The sequence below is a fragment of the Thiohalomonas denitrificans genome (genome assembly GCF_900102855.1).
Taxonomy (GTDB): domain Bacteria; phylum Pseudomonadota; class Gammaproteobacteria; order Thiohalomonadales; family Thiohalomonadaceae; genus Thiohalomonas; species Thiohalomonas denitrificans.
This window is the reverse complement of the sequence record NZ_FMWD01000008.1, coordinates 1-18,302: the sequence shown is the minus strand read 5'-3', so window position 1 is coordinate 18,302 and position 18,302 is coordinate 1. Positions and strand designations below refer to the sequence as shown.

Below are 18,302 nucleotides of genomic sequence, written 5' to 3'. Positions count from 1 at the left end.
GCCTTTTATCCCACCTCCGGCAACCGCCGATCGATCCCCTGGAGCATCTCCAGGGCGTCGGCTCGATCCTTGATGTCCTTTACTGCCCGCTTGAAAAAGGGACGCAATGGCTTCTTCAAATGGCGCAAAACCTCCTTGTTGGGAATGCCCTTCAGCACGGCGAAGAGCGCCAGCGCATAGGTCATATCGTATTGCGACAGAAAACTGGTGCGCTCGGCGGCCGGGCCGGCACAGGAGCCGCAGCCGCCCGCCGGCGCCTTGAAGGCGCTGTTGGCCAGCATCAGGCCGAAACCCATGAATACCCCGAGTACCTCCGTAAGGTGCGGCCAGTTCTCCCGTCCGCCGGGCGGTTCCTCGTCCGCCATTGAACCGAGGAAGTGAGCGAAATTATGGACGAAAGTGGCAATCAGCGCTTGCGGGTTGCCAATCAGGTTCGGGTCGTAGGTGAAGACCAGGCTCTCCCCCTCACTCACCTCGGGGGAGATGCCCTTTCCACCGCGAATCGCTCCCTGCAAAGCCAGCCTGGGCCTGGCGTCCGGGTCGAACCGCTCCGGTTCGACCAGTCGTGCAGGCCAATGGCTTAGCCCCGCATGCTGCCGGACCTGTTCGAAAATCAGCTGCGCCATGCCGTGGACCGACTGCTCACGGCCCGGAAAGTGCTCATTGGTGGGCACCACCAGAACCGTCTCCTGGTAAAAGACGTCACTGCCAAAGTTCTTCAGGGCCCAGGCATACACATCGAAAAGCCACCAGATGGAGGCCTCGTCGAGCAGGGGTTCGCTACGAAACAGGGAAAACATGTCGTCACCCGATCAGGAGTTCGTGGCCGCCAGTATCGCATGAATGCACCAGACGTTTGACCGTCGGCGTTCATCCTGTCCGACGAATACCGAACAATGGACAGCTGCCCAGCGGGCCGGGATCTGCAAGGCCGGGACTGCAAACAGGGGCGCATCACCCCCCGTTTCGGTTCCGGTCGGCATCGGCTACGATCACCGCCTGTCGCGCGCACAACGAGAGAACGATGAAAACGCACGAAATCCTCGGCCAACTGAGCCAGATGCATCAGATGATGGCCCACCTCCTGGGGTCGGTACCCGAAGCCGACGCCTACCGCAGTTTTGCCACCGGTATCCCGCCACTCGCCTGGTTGTTCGGCCGCGGCGTATATGTGGAGACCTACTGGCTACGTGAAGTGCTGGAGGGCGACGAGGACATGACCGCACGGGTGCGCCCGCTGTTCGCTGCCGGGGTACAGCCCGACGAGGCAGTGATTCAACAGCTCCCCCCTCGCGAACACCTGCTGAACTGGGGACTGGAGCTGCAGGACGAGAATCTCATGCGGCTTGCCAACCCACAGCGCCTGCTGCCCGCCGACCCCACCCTCGAAGACAACCGCCTGCCGCTGTTGATCCTCCAGGAGTACGGGCGGCTCTACGAAAGGACCCTGGCCCAGCTGACCGCGCGGCGCCTGCAGGAATCCTTTCCGTATCAGGTGAGCACGCCACTGGAGCCGTGCCCGCCCTCCGAACAGCACGTAGATGTACACAAGGGCATGTTCCGGGTGGGTGCAAAAGATGATCCGGCTGCTCGCGACAACGAACTGCCCACCCAGGTGGTGCAGCTCGACGCCTTTCGCATCGATTCCTTACCGGTGACCAGTGGCGCATTCCTCAGCTTCATGGAGGCCGGCGGCTACGACGAGCCCGCCTACTGGAGCGAGGAGGGCAACCGCTGGCGGGCGGCCCATTCACACCATCCGGTCCACTGGCGGCGGGATGTGGCCGGTCGCTGGTACGGTGTCGGCCTGAATGGCCCATTCGATTTGGTAGCCGAAGAGCCGGTGATGGGAGTCAGTCGCCATGAGGCCGAGGCCTATGCCAGGTGGGTCGCCTCTCAGGGTGAACGACTCGCCGGTGCCGTACTGCAGCACGAATACCAGTGGGAAGTGGCCGTCCGCAGCCAGGCGATCACCGACCGCGGGCGAGTCTGGGAGTGGTGCGCCAACCCGTTCGAGCCCTACACCGGCTACAGTGCATCGAAGTACCCCGAAGCCGCCACCGCGTTCGAGGCGGATCACTATCCCTTGCGCGGGGGCTGCCTGCACAGCCAGCTGGTCCTCCGCCGCATCAGCTACCGACACCACGCCGCGCCGGATGAACGGTTTCAGTTCAGTGGCATTCGCCTGGTCTTCCCGGGCTCGGATATGCCTTGGCATTAAGAGCAGTCGCGAGTGGCGAGTGGCGAGTGGCGAGTGGCGAGTGGCGAGGAGCATGTCCGAGAATAGCAATGGGATCCAAAATGTAGGTTGGCGCTGAGGAACGAAGCCCAACAAAATCAGCCTTGGGGTTCGCATAACTCATCCCACCCAACAGGCTCCTATTGATGTCCATGCATGTAGGAGCGACGGAAGTCGCGATGTGCCGAATCGCGGCTTCCGCCGCTCCTACAACATCCCGGTATGTCGCCAAAAGAGCGTATTGGACACGATTTCGGAACAGCTATGGTCGAGGAGGCGAGCAACCTTACACCTCTGGTGTTTTTCGCCCCCTGCGCCAGAGTTGTTATCCTTAGAGGCATTGTCGAGAAACCCGAACGAGAGAACCATGAATCAAGACGAACTGCCCGAAATCAAGCTGGATGCCGCCAATCTGTATCGGGAGGATACCTTCACCGATCGCCAGGCGGGCATTCTGCGGCGCATGACCCCGGTAAACTCCGACGGCAGCGCCGATGACAGCCGTCCCACCCTTTTTCTGGGCCAGACGCAGCTGATGACCCAGATGGGTGCCCTGCCGGTCTCCTTCGAGATGGAAGTGGAGACGCTGGACGAGGCACTGGAGCAGTTCCCCGAAGCAGCCAAAAAGGGCATCGAGGAAACCCTTGAGCAGCTCCAGGAGATGCGCCGCGAATCCGCCTCCTCCATCATCACCCCCGGCCAGAGCGGCGGAATGGGAGGAACGGGCGGCCCCGGTGGCGGACTGCAGATGCCCTGACAGGCTGTTGAACCGGGTTTTTTGTCCCTCCTCCTCTGCGGGAGAAGGTCAGGACAAGGGGATACAAAAACCCGGTCCTCTCCCTCGGGAGAGGGCGTTTTCAACAGCCGCCAACGGCCCGGCAAAGCGGCGGCCGGGTTCGATGCGACCTCGCCGTTTCCTTACCTCAAGCACGGTTGCGCCGCGAGTCCAGAAGTGCCCGCACGGTTTCAAAGCCCTTGTGATCCCGGAGCATGACCGCCAGGGGCGACAGACCCCCGAGTTCCTCGTTTCGAAACGAAATCCAGTGATCCCGCATCACCCGGTCATCGGGATACAGCCACTGTAGCGCCCGCTCGATGGCCACCAGATGTCCGGCGCGCTCCAGCACGTCCGGATCATCCGGCAGTGGTCCCCCATCACGAAACGGCCCTATATCGGTCACGTCCAGCAGTTCCGCCTGCTTGTCCGGCGAAAGCCCCCAGCGGAGCAACAGCGCCACGACAACCGCCGCCAGCCCCTGTCTTGCTCCGGATGGGTGCAGTTGTCCCAGATACGAATCGTGCATGGCTAGTGTCCTGTTACATGCTTGACGATGCTTTCAGCGAGCCGCTGGCCGGCCAGCGGCTCGCCCGGAGGGAGCTCCCCAATGATGCATTTTCCAAAGAATAGTCATCGCCCGGCGACTCAGCGCCCGATTGCCGTGGGTATCCGCCCCGGGACTTGAACCCTGCCCTTTGTACCAGTATATTAGAACTCGTCTAAATTATGGTTAGCCATTCACGAACAAGGAGCCATCATGAACGTAGATCAACACATGAAAGTCGCCCAGTGGCACATGGAGCAGGCCCGCCTGCATGCCACCCGGGAGCATTCCTGCGGCTGCCCGCTGAGCCCGGAGTATGAAAAGATCATCAAGGAAGTGGAAAGCGGCAAGATCATGGAAGAGCTGGTCTGCAACGCTGCCAATTAAGGCGTTGCGCTGGCAGTAAAAACCCGCCACCAGGCGGGTTTTTTTATGCGTTGCCGCCGCAGGGACGAAAAAAAACGCCCCCGGGCGGCAAACCCGGAGGCGTTTTCGAGCCGTACTACAGCGCGTCAGACGCAGCCGGTCGGCTTCGGCAGACCACCATATTTGGTGATCGGCTTCATGGGTCCGGTCAGCCAGAGCTTGAACATCTCTTTCTGATCTTCACCCGCAAACTTGGCGAACTTCCGGATAGGAGGTACGACAGAGTTTTCCTCGTAGTATTCGCGGGCCTTCATGATGTGAGCCCACCGGGTGTCGTCGAGTTCGATACCATCCTGTTCAGCCATGGCTGCGCCGATTTCCGGGGTCCATGCGTTCATATCGGTGAGGTATCCGTCACCATCGCGTTCAGGAAGCTCCATTGCTACTCCTCCAATTAATTCGGGTTTTTCATCTGCTGGATGCAGCCGGTCAGCCGCTTATATCCAGAGATTTAGAATGGATTTAAATATATACCCACCCGTCTTGTCAAGTATTAATCGCGAAACCGGATCACCGCGATGCGGCAATACCTCTTCGCCAACAGGGGTAGACGGCTGCAGACCCGCACTAAAAGGGGAGTGAGCACACACTCACTGTAAGTGTAGTGATTTAGGGGAAAGAAGCCAGGGGAACGCCGAAAAGTCCAACTTCGTACGGCTATTCGTCGAAAACATACCACAGAGCCCACCGGGGATACGCTACGGCTCATCTGCGTGGACCCTGTGGTGCTTATCAGCGGGCGGGCCAGTACCTGGTTTCGATGCCCTCGCCCAGATCGGCCTCGATGAGGCGGCGACGGACCTCGAGCAGGCGCTCAATCAATTCCGGCTCGGCTCTTTCGTAGGCCTCGGCATCAGGCACACGTTTGACCGCCACCCCGAGCAATTCGGTAATGGCGTTGCCTATGGAGTTCTGGCTGATGGTGACGATCAGCTTGCCCTGGTCATTGCGGTAGATGAGCTGCTTGAAGGCGGGCTGCCAGCGTACGGCATTAGCGTAGGCCGGGTCGGTGATGCAGCGGTCGCGCACCTTCTTGGCGGTGGTGAGGAAGTCGTTGTTGAACATCAGCACCCGCTCGACCGCATCGGGGAAGTAGAGATCCGGCGGCATCGGCGCGTTACGGGTGGAGACCTGACTGAAAAAGGTGCGGTAGAAATCCAGGAAGCCCTTCAGCACCTCGTCGTATTCGTGCCAGAAGCGGATGTTCTCCAGAGTGGCCCCGCCGCCGGGGATCTCCCAGCTCGGCAGCCCCTGCGGATAGCCGGTCAGGTCCAACCGCGCCACCTCGTCGCTCACCGGCTTGAGCACGGAGAGGTCGAGTGCCTCGCAGATGAACTCCCGGTAGACGTCATGCATGTACTTCTCGAACAGGCTGTGCTGCCCGCCATCGGTGAGGTTGGGGTCGTTGAGGTCGGCCAGCTCGGCGTCGCGCAGCGTCGTCTTGTCAAACACCATGAAGTGGTTGTGCAGCATGCGAATGCTGGGCACCCCGGGTGAGGTGAGGGGCCAGGTGGCATCCAGGCTTGCCTCGCCCGCCAGAATCAGGTGCTGCTCCGGGTCCGGATAACGCTCCAGCATGTAGTTGATGATGACCTGGTTCATCCGGTTCCAGACGTGTTTCACCCCCTCCGGGACCTGGGTGCGTCGCACCGGCCGACCCAGCGGATTGAGGATGCACTTCGAGGTGTTGTAGATAATCGAAGCATCAAACTCGTTGCTGTGTCCCAAAGCCTTGCGGTAGAGCAGCAGATTCTCCGGATTGCTCAGCAGCCCGTTGTTGTGCTCCAGGTCATTCAGGTTTTCAGTGCTGTTGAAGAACTCGTTGGGCTTGATGCCCTCGGGCACTTCCAGCGGAATGGGGCGGAAAGGGGTAACGATTCGTCGTGGGCCGGACTGCATGAGGCTACCTCGGAGATTTTCCTTATGGGCTTATAAGCTATTGAAATGACAAGCAAATTAGCTGCGAAAGTCACTTTAGCACCATCCCCGGGGAAACGGTAGCAACTGGAACCCTTCCTGCATCCCTGCAGGTGTATTCAAGGCGTGCCCGCTTTCAAGGACTTACCTTGCTTTCAACGTGTAACCGGGAGGCTTTCGAGTTCAGGGAAAAGGCTGTGAATTCAGCTTTCAAGCGGGATGCAGATCACCGAAACGCACGCCCACCAGCCGCACTTTTCTCGCTCGCTCCCGATTGAATCGATGCAGATCCTTTCTGGCGGCCTCGAAGAGGACGGCAAAGTCATCCGTCGGCTCTGGCAGGTGCAAGGCATGGGTATGACTCTCAAAGTCCGCATAGCGCAGCCTCACGCTGACGCTTCGGGCGAGTAAACGCATATTGTGCAGGCGCATTACCAAGCCCTCTGTCAGGGCGTTCAGCTCGGCTTCGATAGCTTCCGGGTCTCCGGTATCGCGCTGGAAGGTTGCCTGGTGGCCCAGGGATTTGGGCACCCGCTGTGCGGTCAGTGGAGTGTCGTCGATACCGTGAGCGGCCCGGTGGAGGTAGTGCCCACGGGAGGGCTTGAACTCCACAACGAGGACGGCTGGCGGGATTCCGGCCAGTTCGCCGATGGTTTTCACCCCCATGCTCTTCAGATGAGCTTCGGTCCTTGGGCCCACTCCCCAGAGGCGCCTCACCGGCAGCGGCCAAATCCGGCGCTCGATATCCTCCCCGGGAAGTGCCACCAGCCCATCCGGTTTCTCCAGGTCGGAAGCCATCTTCGCCAGCAGCTTGTTGGGGCCGATGCCCACAGAGGCGGTAAGCCCCGTCTCTTCCCGGATGCGCTCTTTGATGATACGGGCGATCCCTACCGGATCAGCCACCTCCGACAGGTCGAGAAATGCCTCATCGATACCGCCCTCCTCCACGGTTGGCGAATACGTCTGGAGGAGGGCTTTGATGTGCTCGGAAATCTTCAGATAGACCGGGGCGTCGACCGGCAGAAAATGACAGAACGGACAGAGTCGAAAGGCGGTGCGCAAAGGCATGCCCGAATGGACACCAAAGCGCCTGGCTTCGTAGGACGCCGTCGACACCACCCCTCGTTCGAAAGGTACACCCCGGCCGCCCACCACCACCGGTTCGCCGCGAAGCTCGGGATGCCGCAGAAGCTCCACCGCGGCAAAGAAGGCATCCATATCGATATGCAGAATGCAGGGCATTGGCAGTTTCCTGACAACCTGCCGTCAGTTTAGAGCGCCGATTCGATCAACGAAGTTTTCCTGCACCGATATACCGTGGACCGGTGGGACGGGACGCCTTGAACAGACATTTGAAAGCGTCCGTGACGAGAAGATAATCGGGTCTTCAGCGGTAACAGTTGCCGTAATCGCCTCCGCGCACGAAAGCCCCAAATGCACTGAACCGACACAGTCTCCCATTCGCCGTTTTTGGTGAACGTCACCGTCTCCAGGAAGTAGAAAGTCGGTGCATAATGGGTGAGGGCGGGTGTATTTCCAACCGAAGAACATTCGCGGTGGGAACAGAGGGCAAGGAGAGGCCACGCATCCGGTGAGAAATCCGGGCTAGAGTTGATCAAAGCGGAACAAATCAGGGAGCCTGATCATGGAGAAGATCAATGCCATCCGAAAATATCTTCAGACGCACACCGACCAGCGGGATATATATCATCGAAAGTTGGAGGGCGGCCACGAGTTCCGTATCCACAACAACGGGCGCAGCTGTTGGGTAATGGTGGACGACAATGTCATCGATCAATCGGATGCCCTGGCGCTGACGGAGATGCTGACCAATGCCCACATCCCGCAGACCTGCCGGGATACGGCACAGATGCGCCACTGGATTGTGACTCCGCAAGGGGTGATTGAAGAGAACGTGCCGGGCGAACATCTCTGATGTCGCGTCGTTCAGGCCCGCAGCCAAACCTCCCGTAAATCAGTCGGCATCAACCAGGCGATATGGTTGGTCTCCTCAATTGGGAGCACCCGTTTGACCGCTCCGAACACGGCTTCGGTGGCCTGCTCCGCAACATCATCGGGTACCTCCAGCTCGCTGCCGACGGCGTGAATAAACTCTGACGCATCGAGGGTATCCACGGGTCGTTTCCCCTCGATTTCCTGCTGCAGAATCGACGGCTCCAGCGAAAGCGAGCCGATCGGCGGCGGCAACTGCGCGAACAGGTGTTCGGCCTCTTCCTGGGAGATTCGCCTGCGCAGGTGAATCAATACGCTCTGGACGGCGTCACGCTCCAGATCGTCGTTTTCGGGGAGCCAGCGCCTCTCCATCTGCTCCCAGAACATCCGGTCCGTTTCCATCGCCTTTCCTACCTCATGTCCGAATCCGGGCAAGCGCCCATCTATTCACAAATTAGCAAAGGCGCGGCGAATTCACCGCCAGACGGAAGTTCGCGGAGCAGGAATCGGGTAAAGTGGAAGGTATGCCTGAACCGAAGGAAATCGTGATTTGCGGCCTCGACGGGGTGATCGCCCTGCTCGAACATCGCCTGCATCACCTCTACAACGATGATGGGGTCAAGGACTGGGACCGGTTCCTTGAGGCCTGCACGGATGACATGCCGAATCTCCCCCTGATCGATCGCCTCAACCAGGCGCGGGGAGAGGGAGTACCGGTCATGATTGTCACCGGCCGCAGTTCAGCGGTGCGCGAACAGACCATCGAGTGGCTCCGGCAGTGGCATATCGGCTATGACGGACTGGTGATGCGCCCGGCCGGCGATTTCACCTCCGCTGGCAAGTTCAAGGCCGCGGTCATCGAGCGCAGCTTTACCGGTGCCACGATTCGCCGCGTCTACGAATCCACCCGGCAACTGGAGGTCGCCCGCTGGTGCGCGCAGCAAGACATTCCCTGCACCCTGATCGGCCCCAACCAGGGCAATGGCGAGAGTCGCGAAGTATTCGAGCTTAAGGTGGTGAACCACGCCTGTGGACACATCGCGCTGCACCCCTTCTACGGTGACGACGACGTCGCCTGGGACGAGCGCGTTCACCAACTGGCCGACACCCCCTGCCGGCTCTGCCAGGCCGAAGAGATGGCGAAGGAGCGCAAACAGAAAGCGGATGAGGCCCGGCTCGCCGCCCGTGAACAGGGCCTGCCGCCCCTGGAGGGTTCCGAAAAGCAGGTGGAATGGGCCGAAGGCATTCGCATCAAGGCCTTTAGCGCCGTCAACAAGGTACTGAAGTGGACCGATCAGGTCAGTGCCGAGGCCGAAGCGGAGGACCCGGACCACTGGAGCACGGTCACCCAAGGGATCAAACGGGCAATCGCCTACCTGGAGGAGCAGGTGGATGCCAAGTGGTGGATCGACCACCGCCACGGCATCATGAACAACCTGGATGGCGGGCGGGCGCTGCTATCCGCCGTGGCGGAGCAGGAGGGCTATTTCTAGAAATGGCGATGTGGCACGGGATATGCTACACTGGCGCGTTCGAAGCTAGCCACCTGTCGAACTCAGGCGCCTAGTCGGCGCGGCGTTTCAGCCTCCATAAACGGCAATCACAAGGAGCGAGTGCCATGTCTGCAGTTGAAGAAAAACCCACAGTACGTCCGCAGTATCGCGTAGTCAGCGTCAAGAAAGCAAAGAAACCTGAAGGAATGGAAGGCAATAACTGGCATTGCTACATCATTGAACGCGGCACCTCGGTCGTAACGGGCCAGAAGCCCGGGACCCTCAAGGCAGTCACCGAACATGCCGAACAGGTAGCCAGCGACCTCAACGCCCGCAGCGGAATAGGCGCAGGCTCCCCCTACGCTGCCCGCAAAAGCAAATAGCCAGGCCTTTTCCGACGCTCTTTTTTTTACGTCACCAGGAATAAGCCGCCGAACCGGCGGTTCCTTCTTGCATTTACACCCTGCACGCTGGCCACTGTAGGTCGGGCTTTAGCCCGTCAACGCGAACTGACGGCCTGAAGGCCGACCCACAAACTGCTGCCCCTGTAGGTCGGGCTTTAGCCCGTCAACGCAAACGACGGCCTGAAGGCCGACCTACAAACTGCGCGCCCCTGCAGGTCGGGCTTTAGCCCGTCACACTGCAAACGTCGGCCTGAGGGCCGACCCACAAACTGCCCCCCCGCAGGTCGGGCTTTAGCCCGTCAAAACTGCAAGCGACAACTGAAGGCCGACCTGCATGGGCCGCTCCGTGTCGCACTACACTGGTTGGTAACGGCCGAAGCGGGACAGGAGGAGAGCTTCATGGCAGATGAACAGGGGTCCGGCGACAACGGGCGCCAGACCAAACCGCGGAAACGAAAGAGCCTCAGCATGCACGAAGGCATCGCCTACTGGTGCGACTGCTGCCCCTGCGAAGCCGAGGAACGCTGGGTGGAAGTCGGCAAGGAGTTGGGTATCGACATGAAAAGTGATTACGAGGACGAGGAGCCGGAAGAGGACCCCTCCCGCAACCGCTGAAGGGCATCGCGGTATTGGAAACACGCTACCCGGTGAGACACTGAGCAGGTAACAGACCGGCATGGGTGCGCAAAAGACGATGCCCTGCCGGGGCTGCCATCCTGGCGTCGACAGCGGAAAGCCGCTTGAGGTACGATTCACAAGGGATACTGGTGCAACGACGTCATCAGTCGGCGCCCCGATATTGAGCCTCTCGTTCGGACCGAAACAGCCCCTCGTGTATGCTTCTGGCCCGCTTTCAGAGGCGCTTCGCGACTGAACCGGTCCATAATCACGGAACCAGCAGTGCCGTACCCCAAAAAAAGCTATTTCATAGCGGGACTCATCTCTCTGCTGGTGCTCGGTTTTCTCACCACCAGCGTAGTCAGCTATCTGGTCACCGAGGATTCTCTGAGCGATCGTATCGCTGAAGAGGCACTTCCCCTCACCAGCGATAACATCTACTCCGAAATCGAGAGGGATCTGTTACGTTCGATCCTCATCTCTTCACTCATGGCGCAGGACACCTTCGTCCGTGACTGGAGCCTCGACGGTGAAAAGAATCCGGAGCGGATCATCCGCTACCTGGAGCAGATTCAGGAGAGATACCGGACCACTACCTCGTTCTTCATCTCCGACCGCACGTATCGCTATTACCACCCCGACGGCATCGTCAAGACCCTGGATTCCGAGGCCCCCGCTGATGCCTGGTACTTTCGCGTCCGCGACATCAACGATCATTACGAAATCAATATTGATTGGGATACGGCAGACCGGGACCGGCTGAGCATCTTTATCAACTACCGGGTGGTGGACTACGAGGGCAACTTTCTAGGCGTGACCGGCATCGGTCTTTCGGTCAACTCGGTGGCCGAGCTCATCGAGAGCTATCAGAGTCGCTACGGAAGGCAGATTTACTTCGTGGACCGGGAGGGAAGCATCACAGTTCGGGGTAGTGACATCGCAGGCGCCAACCGCATTCAGGATCGTCCCGGTCTCGAAAAGATGTCCATGCACATCCTGACCAGCCCCAGCACCTCCCTCACCTATACCAAACCCGATGGCGAAAAGGTCTACGTCAACAGCCGCCTGGTTCCGGAGTTCGACTGGTATCTCATCGTCGAGCAGGCCGAATCAGCCAGTAATACACGCATTCTCAATACGCTGTTCATCAACATCGGAGTGGCTCTGGTTATCACTGCGCTGGTTCTGGCCATCGCCTGGTTCTCCGTGAGGGGTTACCAGCAGAAGCTGGAAGAGATGGCCACCACCGACAAATTGACCGGCGCGGCCAACCGGCACGTGTTCGAGATGATCTTCAAACATGATACCGCTTCCGCCATGCGCCGCGGCGATTCCGTCTCGCTCATCACGGTCGACATCGACCGCTTCAAGGAGATCAACGACACCTACGGACATGCGGGCGGCGATGCGGTTTTATCGGGATTCGCGGCAATCGTTCGTGAATACTTCCGCGACTCAGATACCTTCTGTCGCTGGGGCGGAGATGAGTTCCTGATCCTCATGAGTGACTGCGATCTGGACTGTGCGACAAAAGCCGCCGAACGGATCCGGGAAGCCGTACGTCATCATCCATTCCAGTTCGGTTCGAAACAGATCCCGGTGACACTCAGCATTGGTATCGCCCGGCATCTGCCCCACGAGGAACTCACCGAGCTGCTCAAACGAGCGGATACCGCACTCTACGCCTCCAAAAACCGGGGCCGGGACCAGGTCAGCCTGGCCTGATCCGGCACGGGGTTAACGCATCAGGGGCACATCCCCGCTCCACCGGTAAGGAAGGGTTACCTCTCCGCTGGCCCCGGGGACCTTCAGGTTGCCGGTGAACGCCACCGGCAGGGAGCGGCCCTCCCGTATGGCCTGCGTGACGTTTGCGATCTGGCCGTAATCCAATTTGAGGCGCAAGGGCAGAGTCCCGGTCCGATTCGGCTCCAGCGAAAACGGCTGGGCACTCTCACCATTCAACACCGAGGCGTCGCCCAGTTTGACCTGGTAGTCGAGACCATTAAAGCGAATCGGAAAGCGGTTGGTGTTGATCATCCTGAGGTCCACCCTCAGCTGCGCACCGGAAAGGCTGAGGTTTTCGACCCGCAAACTCTGTACCGAAACATCCGGGAGCCGGGGCAACGGCACGCTGCCCGATTGCGAGTAGGGAATGGCAAACAGACCGAAATCGGCCTTGCCGCTGATCCGATACTCCAGCGCATCACTCCGGCCCAGTTCCGCGAGTGAGTCGAGCACATCGCTGTAACGCAGCGTAAGAGGAAGAGTCAGGCGTGATTGCTGGTTGGCACCGATCCGCAACCGTTCACCGAGGCTACCGCTGGTGAAGATCTTGTCCGCAAGCTCGAGCCGATAGCTCAGGTCCCGCATCGAGATACCAATGGGATTGGGATTGCGGACATCGAAATCGAAGGCGAGCTGCGCATCGGCCAGCGACATGGCCACCACCTGCACATCGCGCAGATCCACCTGCGGCTGCTTTACATGCTCTTGCACCGCGGCGCACCCGCTCAGAAGTGCCGCCATCATCGAACCCATCAAGCCCAGTCGTCCCATCGTCTCTCCTGCCACTGTTTGTCCCCGACCCCTTACTTGAGCAACGGGTGCCCCTTCGGCAACTGCTTCGAATACCACAACGCCAGCTTGTGACGCATCGTCTGCTGAGAGACCTGCTCCTCCGGTAGCGGCTGGATTTTCTTGTCGTGCACCAGCAACCGGTAAATGTATTGAATCTTATCGCTCGCGGAATCGGTCGCCTCGAACTCGACCACCCCCCGCTCCTCGCCGTACTTCATACCGGCAAGGATCGCCTCCTTCACCAACTCCGCCTCATGCTTCAGCTTTTTCATTGCAGTTTCCCGTTCGGATTGCGGCCATACTACACCGGAAACCCCGGACAGCACGTGTGGGCAGGTTTGCCCATCGTACCGAATGGGCGTAGGTTTCCCCTTTTCGGTCTTCCTGGAATAAGCACCATGAATCGTGCGCGAACTACTCTATCTCTCCTGGGCGCGCTGACGCTCCTTCTGGCACTCACCGGCTGTTCTCCACACCCGGCAGCCGGCAACTGGACCGCAACAGCCGAAGACTCCCAATTCAGTCGACTCGAGGTCACCTACGAAGGACGCGCCAACCTCTTCGAATTCGGCGAGGAAAAGGCGGGCAGGCACTGCTTCTGGAGCGGTGAAAGCAAGCAGGTGATTTCCATGAGCTGCAAGCCGGCCTTCGACACCGACATCGAGGAGCACTACCGTCTGAACCTGGAAGGAGACGGCACCGCGATACTCATGCGCGATGATCAGGCGGTGGCCTATTTCTCACCGGAGCCGTAAAAAGCCGCTTCGCTCTCCTGTCTGTCTATCCCCCAGCATCGGTGCCCCTGAACGGTGATTCTGCGGCAGCCCGGACGCGTTCCAGCCCCTCACGTCCGCCGAGCATGACCAGCAGGGGCGTGAAGTTGCCAAGCGCCGGATTCGGGAACTTGACCCAATGGTCCCGCATCATCGGGTCGTCCGCATAGCGCCGTTTCAAGGCCCGATCGATGGCAAGCAGCTGCCCGGCCCGGGCCAGCACATCGGGCTTCTCGGGTAGAGGCTCGCCTTCGCGATACGGCCCGACGGCATCGATGCCAAGCAGAAGCTTCTCCTGACCCTCATCGAGGCCCCACCGATCCAGCAGCGCCACACTCGCCTCCGCCACCGCACGCCGACTCTCCTCGCTCTGCAGTTCGGGGAGAAACGTCTTGACCATGGCCCTCCTCCTGAGGTGCTAGTGTACTGTTGCATGCTTGGCGATACTTTCAGAGCCCCCCAAAACGTCAGGACAAGGCGCAGCGTGCAGGCAATGGTTATTCCCTTGTCAAGCGCTGCACGAATCCGCCGGGAGCGGATTCGGACAGCCGCAGGCTGGCCCGAAGGGTGGACTCCAGGGATGGAGTCCGCAACGCCGTCATGGCGTTTTTGGAGGGCTCCCTTCGGGCGAGCCGCTGGCCGGCCATCTGCGGCGTTGCGTTTCTTGGAAAGGGCACGCCATTCCCTGCAAAACGCGCCTTGCAGCTGGCTGGCCAGCGGCTCGCTGAAAGCACCGCCAAGCATGCAACAGTACACTGACAATGGCATGAATATAGGCGAATGAGCCCCTCGAGCCTGTCCCCGGCGCCCCGTGGCCCGCAAATCCATAGATATGGCCAAATTTGCGAAGAAGTAATCGTTCAGCGCATGGACCCCTGCGATAGACTCCGGTAGACAAATGCCGTCAGCGCCTCAGGGCGGGAGGCTGCCCGAACGTCGCGCATGGTGTACGGTACCCCAGATGCCACCACGCCAGATGCGATTCACGTTTGATTTCGAGCGGAACCTTTGGCAATCCTTTTTCCCAATCAGGAGCGAAAATAATAACGATGGAGTCATATAACCGCAGAACCCCTCTCTTTCTCGCAACCGTCTTCGGGCTTTCACTCGGCATCGCGGGCTGCAGTGAGCAAGGCAGCACCGAAGCAGCCGGGGAACCACAGGGGAAGGTCGTTGCCACCCTCAACGGCAAGTCGATCACCGAAAGTGAGCTGAACAAATACCGCGACGCCCGTGCCGATTCGTCCCAGCCGCAAGACGAAGAAGCGCTGTTGAACGAGCTGGTCACCCAGGAGCTCGTCTACGAGGACGCGCTCCAGCGAGGCCTGGACAAGGACCCCAAGGTCCTCCAGGAACTCGAGCAACTGCGCACCCGCATTCTGGTCTCCGCCATGGTGCGCAAGGCCATGGAAGATAACCCGGCCACCGACGAACAACTCCGCGCAGAGTATGACCAGCTCAAAGACAGCCTGGTGATCTCCGAATACAAGGCCAGCCACATCCTGGTGGAGGAAAAGGAGCAGGCGGAGCAGCTGATTGCACAGCTTGATGATGGTGCGGATTTTGCCGAGCTGGCCGGCGAGCACTCTACCGGCCCCACCGGCAAGAATGGCGGGGATCTAGGCTGGATCAACCCGCAACAGATGGTGCCGCCTTTCTCCCAGGCGCTCCAGCAAATGGAGACTGGCAGCTATTCGAAGGAACCGGTAAACACCCGTTTCGGTTGGCACGTCATCAAACTGGATGAGAGCCGCCAGTCCGAACCACCCGCCTTCGAGGACCTCAAGGGACAGCTGGCGCAGATGACTCAGCAGCGCCGGGTCAGCGAATACATCGCCGCCCTGCGGGAAAAAGCCGACATCTCCATCAATGGAGAAGCCGGCGAAGAAAAGACCGCGCCCTTAACGGCGGAGTAAGCCCCACCGTCGAAGCCGCCGGGCGGAAGTCGGGCGGCTTCCGCTCTTCTAAACCTCTGGCAGCCCCAAGCTGCATCCATAGCACGAGCAGGCCACGCCGGAACTACGCTAAGCTTTTCCGAAGTACCCGACAAAACAGCCATGCGCCTCTACATCGGCACCAGCGGCTTCGCATACAAGGGGTGGAAGGGTTCCTTTTACCCGCAGGGGATCGCTGAGCGTGACCTGTTGAGTTGGTACGCCCGGCAATTCAATGCAGTAGAGATCAACAGCACCTTCTACCGCTTTCCCACCCTCGCTGGCCTCGCCACCTGGGCGTCGCAGGTCCCAGGGAGCTTTCGTTTTTCCATCAAGGTTCCCCAGCGCATCACCCACGCGAAACGGCTGTACGATGTGGATGAGGATCTCCACTATCTAATCGATACCATCACTACCCTCGGCCCACGCCTGGGACCGCTGTTGTTCCAGCTGCCACCCCGTTTTCAGTTGGACAGAGCCAGCCTGGAGGACCTCATTGCACAACTGCCGCCGAAGCTGCGCGTCGCCTTTGAATTCCGGCACCCAAGCTGGCTCTGCGACGAAATCTACCGGCTACTCGCCGATAACGGATGTGCCCTCGGGTTCAATGACGAAATCATGACCACCCTGCGCGCCACCACCGACTGGGGATACCTGCGGCTGCGCCGGGGCGAATACACCGCGGCAGATCTCACTGCCATGGCGAGCCAAGTGCTCGGCCAGCCGTGGAAGAGCGCCTACGTCTTCTTTAAGCACGAAAGCCCCGACGCTCCCGGCCTGGCCCAACAGTGGCGAGAGATCGCGTCAAAGGTTGCAAGATCCACATAGGGTCGTACGAACTGATGAATGGGTGGTTTGTATCGGGGAAGGGGATAACTGCCCAACGAGGGGCTGTCGTTTAGCAGCCCCTCCGTTGGGCTATACGGTGAAATTCGCCAGAAGCCCAGAGGAGTAGAGGTTGCGGCCTGGGCTTCAGATGTCCTCTTTCCGGACGCACGTTCTGCAAATCAGCCAGACAGCCGCCGCCGGACCGCCAATGAGCAGAATGAACGGCAAGAGCATCGCCGCGATGATACCGCTGATCATCATGATTTCCGTCATGGCACACCTCCCTGTGTTGCCTACGGCCGAGAACCCTCACATGGAGCGTCCCGTCTGCCGTGTCCATTCAGGAATCGAATGAGTCTAAATATTGTTTGTAATTCCATTTATGTCAAAGCACGCCCTTGCCTCTATGTCGGTACCAGCAGTTTTGCCTCGGAACCCGTAGCTCCCGCCAGGGTCTACTGAGTATACTCCCGACCTACCGACTGATAAGGCGCAGGCACAAAGCGCCATTGAATGGACGGAAACCCCTTTCCGATGAATCCAAAGCCCAACTCCGACACGGGCCATGTATCCACCGCCTGGCTGCTGATCTTCGCCGCCTGGCTGCTGTCCGCTATCTCCACCCTCGGCGCACTGTTTTTCGGCGAAGTCATGGAGGTACCAACCTGCAGTCTCTGCTGGTACCAACGCATCTTCATGTTTCCGCTGGCGGTGATTCTGCCCCTGGGGCTGTTCCCGCTCGACCTCAAGGTCATCCGGTACACACTGCCGCTGCCCCTGCTCGGCGGATTGCTCGCCGGCTTCCAGCTACTCCTGATCGAAGGGGTAATCCCCGAGAGCATCCAGCCCTGTAGCAAGGGCGTGCCCTGCTCGGAAACCTTTGTCGAGTGGTTCGGTTTCCTGACCATCCCGATGATGTCGATCGCGGCCTTTTCAACCATCGCCGTACTACTTGTCGCGGCGCGTTTCAGAGGTTCCCAATGAAGCAAAAGACCCTGTTCATCATTGCCTTCGCGAGCCTGGTGCTGGCCTTTGTCTTCGGCGCACTGATCTATACCGCGGAGAAAAACCAGGAGTCCTCACAACGGGCCGAGGCCAACCCTTCATCACTGGTCCGCATGCACTCGCCCACACTCGGCCCGGCCGGTGCACCGGTGGTTATCGTCGAATTCCTCGACCCGGCCTGCGGGACCTGCCGGACCTTCTATCCCGCGGTCAAGGAGATGCTGGCCGACAATCCCGATCAGATCCGCCTGGTACTGCGCTACGCCCCCTTCCACCAGGGTTCGGACCAAGTCGTCGCGCTGATGGAAGCGGCCCGCAGGCAGGGCCAGTTCTGGCCGGTACTGGAAACCCTGCTGGCAAACCAGAACCAATGGGTACAAAACCATACCGCACAAATCGCACGAGTCTGGCCACTGGTCGAAGGCCTCGGCCTGGACCGCGACAAGCTGCAGGCCGACATGGCCTCGCCGGAAGTCGCCGCCGTCGTCGCACAGGACCTGGAGGATGCCCAAACCCTCAACGTCACCAAGACGCCCGAGTTCTTCGTCAACGGCAAACCACTACCAAGCTTCGGATACCAGCAGCTGAAGGATCTGGTGGATAACGCCCTGAGCGAAGCGCGATCGCGCTAGCCGCTCCATCGAAAACTCTCTCTTCGGGGGAATCAATACCACCGCTAGCCCGGGCTTCCCTCCCGGTAGGAGGGCCGCGCCCGGCGCGATGCTCACTGCAACGGAAATCGCCGCGAGGGCGCGCCTCCTACCGGGACTATGGCTCCGTCTATCCTGGTAGGAGGGCCGCCCCCGGCGCGAT

Annotated in this window: 23 protein-coding genes; 13 read left to right on the top strand and 10 right to left on the bottom strand. The window is 59.9% G+C overall.

Translation table 11 applies throughout. The features are described 5' to 3' along the window. Positions 1-5 precede the first annotated feature (5 nt). Positions 6-800: a hypothetical protein gene (locus tag BLP65_RS12725; RefSeq protein WP_092997881.1), complete on the bottom strand. Its 795-nt coding sequence runs from the start codon at positions 798-800 to the stop codon at positions 6-8. 224 nt (positions 801-1,024) lie between these two features. On the opposite strand from BLP65_RS12725, the gene BLP65_RS12720 reads away from it, so the two are divergent. After that, positions 1,025-2,221, top strand: a complete 1,197-nt coding sequence (locus tag BLP65_RS12720) for an SUMF1/EgtB/PvdO family nonheme iron enzyme (RefSeq protein WP_092997878.1) — start codon at positions 1,025-1,027, stop codon at positions 2,219-2,221. 385 nt (positions 2,222-2,606) lie between these two features. Next, complete coding sequence (locus tag BLP65_RS12715; RefSeq protein ID WP_092997875.1) at positions 2,607-2,996, top strand: hypothetical protein; 390 nt, start codon at positions 2,607-2,609, stop codon at positions 2,994-2,996. A gap of 166 nt (positions 2,997-3,162) precedes the next feature. On the opposite strand, the gene BLP65_RS12710 is transcribed toward BLP65_RS12715, so the two are convergent. Further along, positions 3,163-3,543 carry a DUF2384 domain-containing protein gene (locus tag BLP65_RS12710; RefSeq protein ID WP_092997873.1) on the bottom strand — a complete coding sequence of 127 codons (381 nt, stop codon included), beginning with the start codon at positions 3,541-3,543 and terminating at the stop codon, positions 3,163-3,165. A 231-nt stretch (positions 3,544-3,774) separates the two neighbouring features. On the opposite strand from BLP65_RS12710, the gene BLP65_RS16980 reads away from it, so the two are divergent. Next, on the top strand, positions 3,775-3,948 hold the full coding sequence (locus tag BLP65_RS16980; RefSeq protein WP_175452566.1) for a hypothetical protein: 174 nt from the start codon (positions 3,775-3,777) through the stop codon (positions 3,946-3,948). A gap of 125 nt (positions 3,949-4,073) precedes the next feature. Here BLP65_RS16980 and BLP65_RS12705 read toward each other — a convergent pair whose 3' ends face one another. The 3 genes from BLP65_RS12705 to BLP65_RS12695 form a co-directional block, all read right to left on the bottom strand. After that, a complete protein-coding gene (locus BLP65_RS12705) occupies positions 4,074-4,367 on the bottom strand; it encodes a TusE/DsrC/DsvC family sulfur relay protein (RefSeq protein WP_092997870.1) in 294 nt (97 codons plus the stop codon). A 352-nt stretch (positions 4,368-4,719) separates the two neighbouring features. Then, a complete protein-coding gene (locus BLP65_RS12700; protein WP_092997867.1) occupies positions 4,720-5,886 on the bottom strand; it encodes a hypothetical protein in 1,167 nt (388 codons plus the stop codon). A gap of 228 nt (positions 5,887-6,114) precedes the next feature. Next, positions 6,115-7,146, bottom strand: a complete 1,032-nt coding sequence (locus BLP65_RS12695; protein WP_092997864.1) for a DNA polymerase IV — start codon at positions 7,144-7,146, stop codon at positions 6,115-6,117. Between the two features lie 403 nt (positions 7,147-7,549). Here BLP65_RS12695 and BLP65_RS12690 point away from each other — a divergent pair, with 403 nt between their 5' ends. After that, positions 7,550-7,840 (top strand): hypothetical protein, encoded by a 291-nt coding sequence (locus BLP65_RS12690; protein ID WP_092997861.1) that lies wholly within the window; start codon positions 7,550-7,552, stop codon positions 7,838-7,840. An 11-nt stretch (positions 7,841-7,851) separates the two neighbouring features. On the opposite strand, the gene BLP65_RS12685 is transcribed toward BLP65_RS12690, so the two are convergent. After that, a complete protein-coding gene (locus BLP65_RS12685) occupies positions 7,852-8,259 on the bottom strand; it encodes a DUF2267 domain-containing protein (RefSeq protein WP_092997858.1) in 408 nt (135 codons plus the stop codon). Between the two features lie 122 nt (positions 8,260-8,381). Here BLP65_RS12685 and BLP65_RS12680 point away from each other — a divergent pair, with 122 nt between their 5' ends. From BLP65_RS12680 to BLP65_RS12665, 4 genes are all read left to right on the top strand, one after another. Continuing rightward, positions 8,382-9,350 carry a phosphatase domain-containing protein gene (locus BLP65_RS12680; RefSeq protein ID WP_092997855.1) on the top strand — a complete coding sequence of 323 codons (969 nt, stop codon included), beginning with the start codon at positions 8,382-8,384 and terminating at the stop codon, positions 9,348-9,350. Between the two features lie 125 nt (positions 9,351-9,475). After that, complete coding sequence (locus BLP65_RS12675; RefSeq protein WP_092997852.1) at positions 9,476-9,733, top strand: hypothetical protein; 258 nt, start codon at positions 9,476-9,478, stop codon at positions 9,731-9,733. A 420-nt stretch (positions 9,734-10,153) separates the two neighbouring features. After that, positions 10,154-10,369 (top strand): hypothetical protein, encoded by a 216-nt coding sequence (locus BLP65_RS12670; protein WP_092997851.1) that lies wholly within the window; start codon positions 10,154-10,156, stop codon positions 10,367-10,369. 285 nt (positions 10,370-10,654) lie between these two features. After that, entirely contained in the window at positions 10,655-12,097 is a 1,443-nt protein-coding gene (locus tag BLP65_RS12665; RefSeq protein ID WP_092997848.1) for a sensor domain-containing diguanylate cyclase, read from the top strand. A 12-nt stretch (positions 12,098-12,109) separates the two neighbouring features. On the opposite strand, the gene BLP65_RS12660 is transcribed toward BLP65_RS12665, so the two are convergent. Both BLP65_RS12660 and BLP65_RS12655 read right to left on the bottom strand, forming a co-directional pair. Then, the gene (locus BLP65_RS12660) at positions 12,110-12,928 is read right to left on the bottom strand and encodes an LEA/WHy family protein (protein WP_092997845.1); all 819 of its coding nucleotides are present in this window, start codon (positions 12,926-12,928) and stop codon (positions 12,110-12,112) included. Between the two features lie 32 nt (positions 12,929-12,960). After that, a complete protein-coding gene (locus BLP65_RS12655) occupies positions 12,961-13,221 on the bottom strand; it encodes a DUF5062 family protein (protein ID WP_092997842.1) in 261 nt (86 codons plus the stop codon). Between the two features lie 126 nt (positions 13,222-13,347). On the opposite strand from BLP65_RS12655, the gene BLP65_RS12650 reads away from it, so the two are divergent. Next, positions 13,348-13,704, top strand: a complete 357-nt coding sequence (locus BLP65_RS12650) for a hypothetical protein (protein ID WP_092997839.1) — start codon at positions 13,348-13,350, stop codon at positions 13,702-13,704. A 25-nt stretch (positions 13,705-13,729) separates the two neighbouring features. Here the strand turns inward: BLP65_RS12650 and BLP65_RS12645 are convergent, their stop codons facing one another. Next, a complete protein-coding gene (locus tag BLP65_RS12645; RefSeq protein WP_092997836.1) occupies positions 13,730-14,122 on the bottom strand; it encodes an antitoxin Xre/MbcA/ParS toxin-binding domain-containing protein in 393 nt (130 codons plus the stop codon). A 649-nt stretch (positions 14,123-14,771) separates the two neighbouring features. On the opposite strand from BLP65_RS12645, the gene BLP65_RS12640 reads away from it, so the two are divergent. Together BLP65_RS12640 and BLP65_RS12635 are read left to right on the top strand one after the other, a co-directional pair. After that, on the top strand, positions 14,772-15,638 hold the full coding sequence (locus BLP65_RS12640) for a peptidylprolyl isomerase (protein WP_092997833.1): 867 nt from the start codon (positions 14,772-14,774) through the stop codon (positions 15,636-15,638). Between the two features lie 141 nt (positions 15,639-15,779). Next, positions 15,780-16,484 (top strand): DUF72 domain-containing protein, encoded by a 705-nt coding sequence (locus BLP65_RS12635; RefSeq protein WP_092997830.1) that lies wholly within the window; start codon positions 15,780-15,782, stop codon positions 16,482-16,484. Between the two features lie 144 nt (positions 16,485-16,628). Here the strand turns inward: BLP65_RS12635 and BLP65_RS17305 are convergent, their stop codons facing one another. Continuing rightward, a complete protein-coding gene (locus BLP65_RS17305; RefSeq protein ID WP_281180222.1) occupies positions 16,629-16,757 on the bottom strand; it encodes a hypothetical protein in 129 nt (42 codons plus the stop codon). A gap of 261 nt (positions 16,758-17,018) precedes the next feature. Between BLP65_RS17305 and BLP65_RS12630 the strand changes: the two genes are divergently transcribed. Then, positions 17,019-17,468, top strand: coding sequence for a disulfide bond formation protein B (locus tag BLP65_RS12630; RefSeq protein WP_092997827.1), 450 nt, complete (start codon positions 17,019-17,021; stop codon positions 17,466-17,468). Then, positions 17,465-18,121, top strand: coding sequence for a DsbA family protein (locus BLP65_RS12625; protein WP_092997824.1), 657 nt, complete (start codon positions 17,465-17,467; stop codon positions 18,119-18,121). The genes BLP65_RS12630 and BLP65_RS12625 overlap by 4 nt, the downstream gene beginning before the upstream one ends. Positions 18,122-18,302 lie beyond the last annotated feature (181 nt).

Excerpts from the sequence above, each read along its gene's own strand:
- BLP65_RS12725 (WP_092997881.1), bottom strand. The coding sequence starts at position 800 with ATGTTTTCCCTGTTTCGTAGCGAACCCCTGCTCGACGAGGCCTCCATC.
- BLP65_RS12720 (WP_092997878.1), top strand. The coding sequence starts at position 1,025 with ATGAAAACGCACGAAATCCTCGGCCAACTGAGCCAGATGCATCAGATG.
- BLP65_RS12715 (WP_092997875.1), top strand. The coding sequence starts at position 2,607 with ATGAATCAAGACGAACTGCCCGAAATCAAGCTGGATGCCGCCAATCTG.
- BLP65_RS12710 (WP_092997873.1), bottom strand. The coding sequence starts at position 3,543 with ATGCACGATTCGTATCTGGGACAACTGCACCCATCCGGAGCAAGACAG.
- BLP65_RS16980 (WP_175452566.1), top strand. The coding sequence starts at position 3,775 with ATGAACGTAGATCAACACATGAAAGTCGCCCAGTGGCACATGGAGCAG.
- BLP65_RS12705 (WP_092997870.1), bottom strand. The coding sequence starts at position 4,367 with ATGGAGCTTCCTGAACGCGATGGTGACGGATACCTCACCGATATGAAC.
- BLP65_RS12700 (WP_092997867.1), bottom strand. The coding sequence starts at position 5,886 with ATGCAGTCCGGCCCACGACGAATCGTTACCCCTTTCCGCCCCATTCCG.
- BLP65_RS12695 (WP_092997864.1), bottom strand. The coding sequence starts at position 7,146 with ATGCCCTGCATTCTGCATATCGATATGGATGCCTTCTTTGCCGCGGTG.
- BLP65_RS12690 (WP_092997861.1), top strand. The coding sequence starts at position 7,550 with ATGGAGAAGATCAATGCCATCCGAAAATATCTTCAGACGCACACCGAC.
- BLP65_RS12685 (WP_092997858.1), bottom strand. The coding sequence starts at position 8,259 with ATGGAAACGGACCGGATGTTCTGGGAGCAGATGGAGAGGCGCTGGCTC.
- BLP65_RS12680 (WP_092997855.1), top strand. The coding sequence starts at position 8,382 with ATGCCTGAACCGAAGGAAATCGTGATTTGCGGCCTCGACGGGGTGATC.
- BLP65_RS12675 (WP_092997852.1), top strand. The coding sequence starts at position 9,476 with ATGTCTGCAGTTGAAGAAAAACCCACAGTACGTCCGCAGTATCGCGTA.
- BLP65_RS12670 (WP_092997851.1), top strand. The coding sequence starts at position 10,154 with ATGGCAGATGAACAGGGGTCCGGCGACAACGGGCGCCAGACCAAACCG.
- BLP65_RS12660 (WP_092997845.1), bottom strand. The coding sequence starts at position 12,928 with ATGGGACGACTGGGCTTGATGGGTTCGATGATGGCGGCACTTCTGAGC.
- BLP65_RS12655 (WP_092997842.1), bottom strand. The coding sequence starts at position 13,221 with ATGAAAAAGCTGAAGCATGAGGCGGAGTTGGTGAAGGAGGCGATCCTT.
- BLP65_RS12650 (WP_092997839.1), top strand. The coding sequence starts at position 13,348 with ATGAATCGTGCGCGAACTACTCTATCTCTCCTGGGCGCGCTGACGCTC.
- BLP65_RS12645 (WP_092997836.1), bottom strand. The coding sequence starts at position 14,122 with ATGGTCAAGACGTTTCTCCCCGAACTGCAGAGCGAGGAGAGTCGGCGT.
- BLP65_RS12640 (WP_092997833.1), top strand. The coding sequence starts at position 14,772 with ATGGAGTCATATAACCGCAGAACCCCTCTCTTTCTCGCAACCGTCTTC.
- BLP65_RS12635 (WP_092997830.1), top strand. The coding sequence starts at position 15,780 with ATGCGCCTCTACATCGGCACCAGCGGCTTCGCATACAAGGGGTGGAAG.
- BLP65_RS17305 (WP_281180222.1), bottom strand. The coding sequence starts at position 16,757 with ATGACGGAAATCATGATGATCAGCGGTATCATCGCGGCGATGCTCTTG.
- BLP65_RS12630 (WP_092997827.1), top strand. The coding sequence starts at position 17,019 with ATGAATCCAAAGCCCAACTCCGACACGGGCCATGTATCCACCGCCTGG.
- BLP65_RS12625 (WP_092997824.1), top strand. The coding sequence starts at position 17,465 with ATGAAGCAAAAGACCCTGTTCATCATTGCCTTCGCGAGCCTGGTGCTG.